The organism is Cytobacillus sp. ABV4_503, from assembly GCF_056158445.1.
The window spans coordinates 4,888,603-4,900,884 of the sequence record NZ_JBSWTH010000001.1; the positions used below are offsets into that span (position 1 = coordinate 4,888,603).

5 protein-coding genes, 2 tRNA genes and 3 rRNA genes are annotated in these 12,282 nt (G+C 46.2%); 9 read left to right on the forward strand and 1 reads right to left on the reverse strand.

Annotated features, from left to right (window positions below; genetic code table 11):
* The first annotated feature begins 78 nt into the window (after nucleotides 1-78).
* The 6 genes from ACXAD1_RS24360 (at nucleotide 79) to rrf (ending at nucleotide 6,690) form a co-directional block, all read left to right on the forward strand.
* Nucleotides 79-1,158 carry an HD-GYP domain-containing protein gene (locus ACXAD1_RS24360; protein ID WP_474911246.1) on the forward strand — a complete coding sequence of 360 codons (1,080 nt, stop codon included), beginning with the start codon at nucleotides 79-81 and terminating at the stop codon, nucleotides 1,156-1,158.
* 340 nt (nucleotides 1,159-1,498) lie between these two features.
* A 16S ribosomal RNA gene (locus ACXAD1_RS24365) occupies nucleotides 1,499-3,048 on the forward strand.
* Between the two features lie 89 nt (nucleotides 3,049-3,137).
* Nucleotides 3,138-3,214 (forward strand) — tRNA-Ile (locus tag ACXAD1_RS24370).
* 11 nt (nucleotides 3,215-3,225) lie between these two features.
* Nucleotides 3,226-3,301 (forward strand) — tRNA-Ala (locus tag ACXAD1_RS24375).
* Nucleotides 3,302-3,559: 258 nt separating this feature from the next.
* Nucleotides 3,560-6,495 (forward strand): 23S ribosomal RNA (locus ACXAD1_RS24380).
* A 78-nt stretch (nucleotides 6,496-6,573) separates the two neighbouring features.
* Nucleotides 6,574-6,690: ribosomal RNA gene (rrf, locus tag ACXAD1_RS24385) — 5S ribosomal RNA — on the forward strand.
* Together the 16S, 23S and 5S rRNA genes with 2 tRNA genes alongside form the textbook arrangement of a ribosomal RNA operon.
* A 403-nt stretch (nucleotides 6,691-7,093) precedes the next feature.
* On the opposite strand, the gene ACXAD1_RS24390 is transcribed toward rrf, so the two are convergent.
* On the reverse strand, nucleotides 7,094-8,053 hold the full coding sequence (locus tag ACXAD1_RS24390) for a YaaC family protein (protein WP_474911247.1): 960 nt from the start codon (nucleotides 8,051-8,053) through the stop codon (nucleotides 7,094-7,096).
* Between the two features lie 112 nt (nucleotides 8,054-8,165).
* Here ACXAD1_RS24390 and guaB point away from each other — a divergent pair, with 112 nt between their 5' ends.
* The 3 genes from guaB (at nucleotide 8,166) to pdxS (ending at nucleotide 12,278) form a co-directional block, all read left to right on the forward strand.
* Nucleotides 8,166-9,629, forward strand: coding sequence for an IMP dehydrogenase (gene guaB, locus ACXAD1_RS24395; RefSeq protein ID WP_206846194.1), 1,464 nt, complete (start codon nucleotides 8,166-8,168; stop codon nucleotides 9,627-9,629).
* Between the two features lie 301 nt (nucleotides 9,630-9,930).
* Complete coding sequence (locus ACXAD1_RS24400) at nucleotides 9,931-11,235, forward strand: D-alanyl-D-alanine carboxypeptidase family protein (RefSeq protein ID WP_244671348.1); 1,305 nt, start codon at nucleotides 9,931-9,933, stop codon at nucleotides 11,233-11,235.
* 161 nt (nucleotides 11,236-11,396) lie between these two features.
* Nucleotides 11,397-12,278: a pyridoxal 5'-phosphate synthase lyase subunit PdxS gene (gene pdxS / locus ACXAD1_RS24405; protein WP_009336764.1), complete on the forward strand. Its 882-nt coding sequence runs from the start codon at nucleotides 11,397-11,399 to the stop codon at nucleotides 12,276-12,278.
* The last annotated feature ends 4 nt before the right edge of the window (nucleotides 12,279-12,282 follow it).

Here is a 12,282-nt window from a genome sequence, read left to right on the forward strand (position 1 = left end):
ACAGATTTGTGTTCCTTTTTTTTGTCCAAATAATGTAAAATGGTATAAAAGACTCATTACATTTGGAGTGTGGAAACGGTGCGTGTACCTATACAGGAATTAAGAGAGGGCTGTATTTTATCAGAGGATGTTTTCAGTTTGACGAATCGCCCTATTATCAGCCAAAAAACAGTGCTGACGAAGGAACTGCTGGATATGATGAAAGTATTCCTGATTGATGATGCGGAAGTTGAAATCACCATGGTTAACGGAAAGCCTTTTGCTTCTGAAGGAAGCCTGGAAGACGCTGAGGAACTGATAGAATCAAATGAATCAAGTTTTTTAAATGCATTCTTAACAGGCGTTCAAAATTTCAAAAAAGAATTTATGTCCTGGCAATCAGGCCTTCACGTGGATATTGCAAAAATAAGAAATATTATGATTCCGCTGATTGAAAAAATGGAGAAAAACCCTTCAGGAATCTTTTCCCTGCATCATCTTTCTACGAATGAAGATTATTTATACCAGCATTCTATAGCTGTGGGAATGATCAGTGCCTTTATAGGGAAAAAACTAAGTTTGAATAAGGGGGAAATTGTGCAGCTTGCCCTTGGAGGCTGCCTGGCAGATGCGGGCATGGCGAAAATAAACCCATCCATCCTGCATAAAAGCAGTTCATTAAACTCCGAAGAATTTGAAGAAATTAAAAGACATTCAACCCTTAGCTTTAAAATGGTACAGAATATATCTTTATTAAGAGAAAGCACGAAGGTCGGAATTATCCAGCACCATGAGCGGCTGGACGGCAGCGGCTATCCGTTTGGAGAACAAAGCAGCAAAATCAATCAGGCTGGAAGAATCATTGCGGCAGCGGATGCATTTCATGCCATGACATCCCAAAGACTCTACAGACGGAAACAATCTCCATTTAAAGTGCTTGAAATGCTGCTTCAGGATAGCTTCGGCAAATATGATATCCCATCCATTCAAGCTCTGGGTTCCGGCATCATGAACTTTTCCATTGGCAGCTTGGTAAAGCTCTCTGATGGCCAGACTGCAGAAATACTTTTTATAGAAGATAAATCACCTACGAGACCGCTTGTGAAACTTGTAGAAACCGGAGAAATAATTCCTTTAGAGAAAAACCGCCAGTTATATATTGATGAAGTGTTAAAATGACTGCATACTGCGGTCTTTTTTATTTAGGCTGTTAAAGGTTTATTGCTGATTACAGCAGGCAAATTTAACAGATCTTCCTTTTATAAAAAAAAGATTTAGTTTCTATTAAAAAGTGCTTGCAATTAATAGAGAAGGGTTGGTATACTTATTCAAGTCAGCAAGAGGTTCACATCATCATCTAACGAGATAAAAAAACTTGTTGACATTGAATATCAAAAATGATATATTAATTAAGTCGCCTCAAGCGGCGGATTGATCTTTGAAAACTGAACGAACAAAAACGTCAACGTTAATTCTTTAGTCTTTTTTGAAAAGACAACTTATGAGCTTAATCAACTCTTATATGGAGAGTTTGATCCTGGCTCAGGACGAACGCTGGCGGCGTGCCTAATACATGCAAGTCGAGCGGACAGATGGGAGCTTGCTCCCTGAAGTCAGCGGCGGACGGGTGAGTAACACGTGGGCAACCTGCCTGTAAGACTGGGATAACTCCGGGAAACCGGGGCTAATACCGGATGATTCTTCCCCTCACATGAGGGGAAGCTGAAAGATGGTTTCGGCTATCACTTACAGATGGGCCCGCGGCGCATTAGCTAGTTGGTGAGGTAACGGCTCACCAAGGCGACGATGCGTAGCCGACCTGAGAGGGTGATCGGCCACACTGGGACTGAGACACGGCCCAGACTCCTACGGGAGGCAGCAGTAGGGAATCTTCCGCAATGGACGAAAGTCTGACGGAGCAACGCCGCGTGAGTGATGAAGGTTTTCGGATCGTAAAACTCTGTTGTTAGGGAAGAACAAGTACCGGAGTAACTGCCGGTACCTTGACGGTACCTAACCAGAAAGCCACGGCTAACTACGTGCCAGCAGCCGCGGTAATACGTAGGTGGCAAGCGTTGTCCGGAATTATTGGGCGTAAAGCGCGCGCAGGCGGTTCCTTAAGTCTGATGTGAAAGCCCCCGGCTCAACCGGGGAGGGTCATTGGAAACTGGGGAACTTGAGTGCAGAAGAGAAGAGTGGAATTCCACGTGTAGCGGTGAAATGCGTAGAGATGTGGAGGAACACCAGTGGCGAAGGCGACTCTTTGGTCTGTAACTGACGCTGAGGCGCGAAAGCGTGGGGAGCAAACAGGATTAGATACCCTGGTAGTCCACGCCGTAAACGATGAGTGCTAAGTGTTAGAGGGTTTCCGCCCTTTAGTGCTGCAGCAAACGCATTAAGCACTCCGCCTGGGGAGTACGGCCGCAAGGCTGAAACTCAAAGGAATTGACGGGGGCCCGCACAAGCGGTGGAGCATGTGGTTTAATTCGAAGCAACGCGAAGAACCTTACCAGGTCTTGACATCTCCTGACAACCCTAGAGATAGGGCGTTCCCCTTCGGGGGACAGGATGACAGGTGGTGCATGGTTGTCGTCAGCTCGTGTCGTGAGATGTTGGGTTAAGTCCCGCAACGAGCGCAACCCTTGATCTTAGTTGCCAGCATTCAGTTGGGCACTCTAAGGTGACTGCCGGTGACAAACCGGAGGAAGGTGGGGATGACGTCAAATCATCATGCCCCTTATGACCTGGGCTACACACGTGCTACAATGGATGGTACAAAGGGCTGCGAGACCGCGAGGTTAAGCGAATCCCATAAAACCATTCTCAGTTCGGATTGCAGGCTGCAACTCGCCTGCATGAAGCCGGAATCGCTAGTAATCGCGGATCAGCATGCCGCGGTGAATACGTTCCCGGGCCTTGTACACACCGCCCGTCACACCACGAGAGTTTGTAACACCCGAAGTCGGTGGGGTAACCTTTTGGAGCCAGCCGCCTAAGGTGGGACAGATGATTGGGGTGAAGTCGTAACAAGGTAGCCGTATCGGAAGGTGCGGCTGGATCACCTCCTTTCTAAGGATATTTACATGAAACGTGACGTGTTTTGTTCGTTCAGTTTTGAGAGTTCAATCTCTCACATTTTCATACTTTACCTATTATGTGGGCCTATAGCTCAGCTGGTTAGAGCGCACGCCTGATAAGCGTGAGGTCGATGGTTCGAGTCCATTTAGGCCCACCATCTCATATAATGGGGCCTTAGCTCAGCTGGGAGAGCGCCTGCTTTGCACGCAGGAGGTCAGCGGTTCGATCCCGCTAGGCTCCACCAACCATAACGATTCCATTCGTTATTTTTTGTTCCTTGAAAACTAGATAATGTTAATGAAGAAGCAATAACCGAGTAATCGCCATCTTAGTTTTTTTCTTATTTTTGTTTTAAAACGAAGTAAGAGCACAAACCATGAGGACGATGAGCGGCAAGGAGATCAAGGAAGCGACCGAGTGAGCACCGGAGCGTACTTTAGTACGTGAGGAGCGGAGCGAGAGAGCTGACGCAGAGATCCGCAGTCGATCAGCGGCCGAAGTAGGTTAAGTTAGAAAGGGCGCACGGTGAATGCCTTGGCACTAGGAGCCGATGAAGGACGGTACTAACACCGATATGCTTCGGGGAGCTGTAAGTAAGCTTTGATCCGGAGATTTCCGAATGGGGAAACCCCCTATCCGTAATGGGATAGGATCTTTACCTGAATACATAGGGTATTGAAGGCAGACCCGGGGAACTGAAACATCTAAGTACCCGGAGGAAGAGAAAGCAAACGCGATTCCCTGAGTAGCGGCGAGCGAAACGGGATTAGCCCAAACCAGGAGGCTTGCCTCCTGGGGTTGTAGGACACTCTACACGGAGTTACAAAGGAACGAGGTAAATGAACAGGTCTGGAAAGGCCGGCCAGAGAAGGTAAAAGCCCTGTAGTTGAAACTTCGTTCCCTCCAGAGTGAATCCTGAGTACGGCGGGACACGAGAAATCCCGTCGGAAGCAGGGAGGACCATCTCCCAAGGCTAAATACTCCCTAGTGACCGATAGTGAACCAGTACCGTGAGGGAAAGGTGAAAAGCACCCCGGAAGGGGAGTGAAAGAGATCCTGAAACCGTGTGCCTACAAGTAGTTAGAGCCCGTTAATGGGTGATAGCGTGCCTTTTGTAGAATGAACCGGCGAGTTACGATTACATGCGAGGTTAAGTTGAAGAGACGGAGCCGCAGCGAAAGCGAGTCTGAATAGGGCGAATGAGTATGTGGTCGTAGACCCGAAACCAGGTGATCTACCCATGTCCAGGGTGAAGTCCAGGTAACACTGGATGGAGGCCCGAACCCACGCACGTTGAAAAGTGCGGGGATGAGGTGTGGGTAGCGGAGAAATTCCAATCGAACTTGGAGATAGCTGGTTCTCTCCGAAATAGCTTTAGGGCTAGCCTCATGTAGTAAGAGTCTTGGAGGTAGAGCACTGTTTGGACTAGGGGCCCCCATCGGGTTACCGAATTCAGACAAACTCCGAATGCCAAAGACTTATCCATGGGAGTCAGACTGCGAGTGATAAGATCCGTAGTCAAGAGGGAAACAGCCCAGACCACCAGCTAAGGTCCCAAAGTATACGTTAAGTGGAAAAGGATGTGGAGTTGCTTAGACAACCAGGATGTTGGCTTAGAAGCAGCCACCATTTAAAGAGTGCGTAATAGCTCACTGGTCGAGTGACTCCGCGCCGAAAATGTACCGGGGCTAAACGTATCACCGAAGCTGTGGATTGACATCTTCCGATGTCAGTGGTAGGAGAGCGTTCTAAGGGCGTTGAAGCCAGACCGCAAGGACTGGTGGAGCGCTTAGAAGTGAGAATGCCGGTATGAGTAGCGAAAGATGGGTGAGAATCCCATCCACCGAATGCCTAAGGTTTCCTGAGGAAGGCTCGTCCGCTCAGGGTTAGTCGGGACCTAAGCCGAGGCTGAAAAGCGTAGGCGATGGACAACAGGTTGATATTCCTGTACCACCTCTTTACCGTTTGAGCAATGGGGGGACGCAGGAGGATAGGGTAAGCGCGCTGCTGGATTAGCGCGTCCAAGCAGTTAGGCCGGTAACGAGGCAAATCCCGTTACCACACAGGCTGAGCTGTGACGGCGAGGGAAATTTAGTACCGAAGTTCCTGATTCCACACTGCCAAGAAAAGCCTCTAGCGAGGGAAAAGGTGCCCGTACCGCAAACCGACACAGGTAGGCGAGGAGAGAATCCTAAGGTGAGCGAGAGAACTCTCGTTAAGGAACTCGGCAAAATGACCCCGTAACTTCGGGAGAAGGGGTGCTCATTAGGGTGCATAGCCCTGATGAGCCGCAGTGAATAGGCCCAGGCGACTGTTTAGCAAAAACACAGGTCTCTGCGAAGCCGCAAGGCGAAGTATAGGGGCTGACGCCTGCCCGGTGCTGGAAGGTTAAGAGGAGAGGTTAGCGCAAGCGAAGCTTTGAATCGAAGCCCCAGTAAACGGCGGCCGTAACTATAACGGTCCTAAGGTAGCGAAATTCCTTGTCGGGTAAGTTCCGACCCGCACGAAAGGCGTAACGATCTGGGCACTGTCTCAACGAGAGACTCGGTGAAATTATAGTACCTGTGAAGATGCAGGTTACCCGCGACAGGACGGAAAGACCCCGTGGAGCTTTACTGTAGCCTGATATTGAATTTTGGTACAGCTTGTACAGGATAGGTAGGAGCCTGAGAAGCCGGAGCGCCAGCTTCGGTGGAGGCGTCGGTGGGATACTACCCTGGCTGTATTGAAATTCTAACCCGCGCCCCTGATCGGGGCGGGAGACAGTGTCAGGTGGGCAGTTTGACTGGGGCGGTCGCCTCCTAAAAAGTAACGGAGGCGCCCAAAGGTTCCCTCAGAATGGTTGGAAATCATTCGCAGAGTGTAAAGGCACAAGGGAGCTTGACTGCGAGACCTACAAGTCGAGCAGGGACGAAAGTCGGGCTTAGTGATCCGGTGGTTCCGCATGGAAGGGCCATCGCTCAACGGATAAAAGCTACCCCGGGGATAACAGGCTTATCTCCCCCAAGAGTCCACATCGACGGGGAGGTTTGGCACCTCGATGTCGGCTCATCGCATCCTGGGGCTGTAGTCGGTCCCAAGGGTTGGGCTGTTCGCCCATTAAAGCGGTACGCGAGCTGGGTTCAGAACGTCGTGAGACAGTTCGGTCCCTATCCGTCGTGGGCGCAGGAAATTTGAGAGGAGCTGTCCTTAGTACGAGAGGACCGGGATGGACGCACCGCTGGTGTACCAGTTGTCTTGCCAAAGGCATCGCTGGGTAGCTATGTGCGGAAGGGATAAGTGCTGAAAGCATCTAAGCATGAAGCCCCCCTCGAGATGAGATTTCCCATAGCGTCAAGCTAGTAAGATCCCTGAAAGATGATCAGGTTGATAGGTCAGAGGTGGAAGCGTGGCGACATGTGGAGCTGACTGATACTAATCGATCGAGGACTTAACCAAGTCATTGGTGAATACTCGGCAAATACTTCTTCATGCATTATCTAGTTTTGAAGGAACGAAGTTTCTTCAATCAAATAGTCCGGTGGCGATAGCGAGAAGGTCACACCCGTTCCCATACCGAACACGGAAGTTAAGCTTCTCAGCGCCGATGGTAGTTGGGGGCTGTCCCCCTGTGAGAGTAGGACGCTGCCGGGCATATGAAAGAGCACCTGATGGGTGCTCTTTTTTGTGTGCTTGGATGAGTTACGGTACCTAATATCTTATTGCGTCCCATTCACTCTTATATGTGCCAGAATTGAATGATATGCGCCACTTCGTATTGCATCATCTTTTTATAAGTCAAATCCGTTCTCACCAAAGATGGATTGTGCCAAAGGTGTGATAAACTTCAATATATGCGAGATAAAATTGAATTCCTGCTAGATAAAATCAAAAACCTGTTACATAAAATCACATTCTAGCTAGATAAATTCAATACATGCTAGATTAGCACCACGGAATGCTTCAGATAAATCCCCGGTCTGTTAGCAAACACCATTACACTCTGATCCCTCTGTAATGCCCAGCAAAGACTAAGGTAAACACACAACGTAAATGCTTAAACTTTCTTATCAGCCAAATACTGATAAATCAGATATGGCCCCTTTGCAGATGTTATCTGAAGAAATGTTTGAATAAAAGGATAGTCTTTATTCGGCATCATTTTGATGAGTTCGCTCCACCATTCTGTTTCATATCGGGCAATCATGCTTAAGTTATACAGCAGCAGGAAATGAATAAGAAGTTCAGGAAAATCAATCAGGCCGTCTTTAGCAAGCGGAAAGAAAAACTTTCCGGCATCAGGACTATATCTTAAGGGCTTATAATTATATGTATTCAATTTTTTTACAGAAAATTTTAGTTCTGAATCAGCTGACTCCTGAAAGCATATATTAAAGTCTGATTTTGCCTGCAGATATTCAACAAAGCGGGACTCAGTCATATGAAAGCGATCAAGGATCATACTTGGCAAAATGAATTTATCCTTTTCCAGCTCTGCTTCGAGAAAAGTAGTTCGGCCCTCTGTCTGGCTGTACAAATAATTAAGCTCGGGAATTTGACCAAATAACTCTCCCATCGTTGTTTTTTCGCCTTCCAAATGTTTCATGTGGAACAATTTTTCTCCCATGTAAGGGAAAAGCCCGCTTTTTTGAAATTTTACTTCATCCTGAAAAAAATTATATTGCTGCTTTTTTCTTTTCCGGGTAGATACCCCGTGTGCCAAAACAGAAGTAGTCTCCGGATAATTAGGATCAACAGTCAGTATGCAGGCCTTCACAAGGTGAACAAGTCCATAAAAAAAGAGAATCGGCTTGATAACCAATGGTGCCTTCTCTGCCTGCTCGTAGTATACTTGCCCGTGTTCTAGATAGTATATAAAAGGGTAACTGTTTTCATAGCTCTTTTGTTCAGCCTGATCCAGGTTTTGCTTTTGGTAGCATTTCTTTAAAAATTCCTGTGACGTGTTCGCAGAAAAGAAGTATAAAAAGGAGTTTTTAATGTCAAATGAATGTATCAAAGTGAAACCTCCGAATCTTTTGAAAAATCCAACATATCAATCCGTTCTTGACAGTATTTTGTCCAATTGATAACCTACTAATAATATTTTCGAGTCCAGGAGGTCAAAAAAGATGTGGGAAACTAAGTTTGCAAAAGAAGGTTTAACTTTTGATGATGTTTTACTGGTTCCATCGAAATCAGAGGTGCTTCCTCGTGATGTCAGCCTCAAAGTAAATTTGACTGAAAAGATTGCACTCAACATTCCAGTAATCAGTGCCGGTATGGATACGGTCACTGAAGCTGAAATGGCGATCGCTATGGCGCGCCAGGGCGGTTTGGGAATTATCCATAAAAATATGTCTATTGAACAGCAGGCTGATCAGGTGGATAAAGTAAAGCGTTCTGAAAGCGGCGTTATTACTGACCCATTCTTCCTAACTCCAGAACAGCAGGTATTCGACGCGGAGCATTTAATGGGCAAGTACCGGATTTCCGGTGTGCCAATCGTCAATAATACTGAGGAACAGAAGCTTGTTGGCATTTTGACTAACCGTGACCTCCGATTCATTCAGGACTATTCGATAAAAATCTCCGATGTGATGACAAAAGAAAACCTTGTAACAGCTCCAGTTGGAACTACATTGGATGAAGCAGAAAAAATTCTTCAGCAGCATAAAATTGAAAAATTGCCGCTAGTGGATGATGAAGGTGTTTTAAAAGGTTTAATCACTATTAAAGATATTGAAAAAGTTATTGAGTTTCCTAACTCGGCAAAAGATGAGCGCGGACGCCTGCTGGCAGGTGCAGCGGTCGGCGTAACCGGCGACACGATGAAGCGTGTTGAAATGCTTGTTAAATCGCATGTGGATGTCATCGTAGTGGATACAGCACATGGACATTCAAAAGGCGTGCTTGATACTGTACGCGAGATCAGAAACACTTATCCGGATCTGGCCATTATTGCCGGTAACGTTGCAACAGCCGAAGCGACAAAGGATTTGATTGAAGCGGGTGCTGATATCGTAAAAGTGGGAATCGGGCCTGGCTCGATTTGTACAACACGTGTTGTCGCAGGCGTAGGGGTACCTCAGATCACAGCGGTATATGATTGTGCTACTGAAGCACGCAAGCATGGCAAATCAATCATTGCTGATGGCGGAATTAAATATTCAGGCGATATCGTGAAAGCATTGGCAGCAGGCGGACATGCCGTTATGCTTGGAAGCCTTCTGGCCGGTGTTTCTGAAAGCCCTGGCGAAACGGAAATTTTCCAGGGACGCCGCTTCAAGGTATACAGAGGAATGGGTTCTGTTGCAGCCATGGAAAAGGGCTCTAAAGACCGTTACTTCCAGGAAGATAATAAAAAGTTTGTTCCAGAGGGAATCGAAGGGCGCATTGCTTATAAAGGGCCTTTAGCTGATACCATTTATCAGCTTATCGGCGGTATCCGTTCTGGAATGGGCTATTGCGGAACAAAAGATCTTCACGAGCTTCGCGAAAATGCCCAATTCATTAAAATGACTGGTGCGGGCCTAAGAGAAAGCCATCCGCATGATGTGCAGATTACAAAAGAGGCGCCAAACTACTCACTATAATCTATACAAAGCAGGAGAGGGAAACCTTTTCTGCTTTTTTTTCGTCTCTGATAAGGATGATGGCTGTTTTAAGCATCCTGCAGAAGAAATCACTAAATACACGGGAATCAGCCTAGGAAAATACTAATGTATACCAGTGGGCCAATCAAGCCATTAGAGAGGCAGGAATAGGTAATTACTCTATCTATTCTTTGCATCAGAGTTATGATAAAATAACAAAAGTGTATTAAAACGTTGGAGGGCAGTAAAATTGAAGAAAACATTGTACCGTAAGTCTATCGCTGGATTCCTTGCCTTGGTCATGATATTAGGTCTTTTACCTGGTATAAATAAAGCTCATGCAGAAGATATCTTAAATATCAATGCAGATGCTGCTATTTTAGTAGATGCAGAGACCGGAAAAATTTTATATCAAAAAAATGCGGATAAAGTACTGGGCATTGCCAGTATGACAAAAATGATGACAGAATACCTGCTTCTTGAAGCCATTGAAGAGGGCAAAGTAAAGTGGGACCAGGAATATGCAGTAAGTGAGTACGTATGGAAAGTTTCGCAGGATCGCAATCTATCAAATGTCCCATTAAGAAGAGACGGCAAATACAATATCCGTGAATTGTATGAAGCAATGGCTATCTACTCTGCGAATGGAGCAACGATCGCGATTGCAGAAACGATTGCCGGTTCAGAAACTAACTTTGTTAAAATGATGAACGAGAAAGCTGCAGAGCTTGGATTAAAAGAATATAAGTTTGTGAATTCCAGCGGTTTGAACAACCGGGATTTAAAGGGATCTCCTCCTGCAGGCGGTCCTGAAGATGAAAACGTGATGTCAGCAAGAGATACAGCCATGCTGGCCAAAGAATTGATAAACCGATTCCCTGAAGTGTTGGAAACAGCAAGTACCCCTAGAAAGACGTTCAGAGAGGGTACAGATGATGAAATTAAAATGGAAAACTGGAACTGGATGCTTCCGGAACTAGTATATGGCTATGAAGGTGCTGATGGCCTTAAAACGGGAACTACTGACTTTGCCGGGTACTGCTTCACAGGTACTGCCATGAGAGACGGCAACCGCTATATCAGTGTTGTCATGAACGCGAAAGGCGCGAATGGCCAGGCTACCTATAAATCCAGATTCGATGAAACAAAGAAAATGTTCGACTTTGGTTTCAGCAACTTCACGAAAGAAGAAATCGTTCCTGCCAATTATCAGGTGAAAGGCCAGAAAACAGTGCCTGTTACAAAAGGGAAAGAAGATCAAGTCAAGATTTCTTCTAAAGAGGCAATCGAAATGGTAGTGAGAAACGGGGAAAAGGAAAACTTTAAGCCCGTTCTTGTTCTGGATAAAAAGAAATTAAATGAAAATGGCGAATTGACCGCTCCTATTAAAAAAGGAGAAAAAATCGGCTACTTGACCATCGAGTCCAAAGAAGACGGAAAGCTTGAGTTCCTGTCTGATAAAGGAAAAGGCAATATCCAAGTGGATGTTGTAGCCGCTGAAAGTGTTGAAAAAGCAAACTGGTTCGTGCTGACTATGCGCAGTATCGGCGGTTTCTTTGGAGATGTCTGGGGAAGTGTTTCCTCAACTGTAAAAGGTTGGTTTTAAGAAAAAGGGCTTTCCTGTCTTGACAGGAGCCCTTTTTCATTGCATATTTTCAATAGGGAAAATTCCGAGTAAAATAATCTATTTTCCTTTTTTTGAAAAATTATTTTTATCATAATATTTAACCCATCCAAAGCAGATGGTATTTACGAAGGGGGATAAACATGAAGACAGGTACAGATCGTGTTAAACGGGGAATGGCAGAAATGCAAAAAGGCGGCGTTATTATGGACGTTGTTAACGCAGAGCAGGCAAAAATCGCAGAAGAAGCTGGTGCAGTAGCAGTTATGGCACTTGAGCGCGTTCCTTCTGATATCCGTGCAGCAGGCGGTGTGGCACGCATGGCAGATCCTCGTATTATGGAAGAAGTAATGGGTGCAGTTTCAATCCCGGTAATGGCAAAAGCGCGTATCGGCCATATTGTAGAAGCTCGTTTGCTTGAAGCGATGGGTGTCGATTACATAGATGAGAGCGAAGTTTTAACTCCTGCTGATGAAGAATACCACCTTAACAAAAGAGATTACACAGTTCCGTTCGTTTGCGGATGCCGTGATTTAGGCGAAGCAGCACGCCGTATTGGTGAAGGTGCTTCCATGCTTCGTACAAAAGGTGAGCCTGGAACTGGAAACATCGTTGAAGCTGTCCGCCATATCCGCAAGGTGAATGCACAGGTGCGCAAGGTTGTCGGCATGAACGAAGATGAATTAATGACGGAAGCTAAGCTTCTGGGAGCGCCATATGAGCTTCTTTTGGAAATCAAGAGCCTTGGACGCCTTCCAGTCGTAAACTTCGCAGCAGGAGGCGTTGCAACACCTGCAGATGCAGCTCTAATGATGGAGCTTGGTGCTGATGGGGTGTTCGTAGGATCAGGCATCTTCAAATCTGAAAACCCTGCGAAATTTGCGCGTGCCATTGTGGAAGCAACTACACATTACCAGGACTACAAATTGATTGCTGAACTTTCAAAAGAACTAGGCACACCAATGAAGGGAATTGAAATTTCTTCATTGGCTCCTGAAGCACGTATGCAGGAGCGCGGCTGGTAAGGAG

Excerpts from the sequence above, each read along its gene's own strand:
- guaB (WP_206846194.1), top strand. The coding sequence starts at position 8,166 with ATGTGGGAAACTAAGTTTGCAAAAGAAGGTTTAACTTTTGATGATGTT.
- ACXAD1_RS24400 (WP_244671348.1), top strand. The coding sequence starts at position 9,931 with ATGATATTAGGTCTTTTACCTGGTATAAATAAAGCTCATGCAGAAGAT.
- pdxS (WP_009336764.1), top strand. The coding sequence starts at position 11,397 with ATGAAGACAGGTACAGATCGTGTTAAACGGGGAATGGCAGAAATGCAA.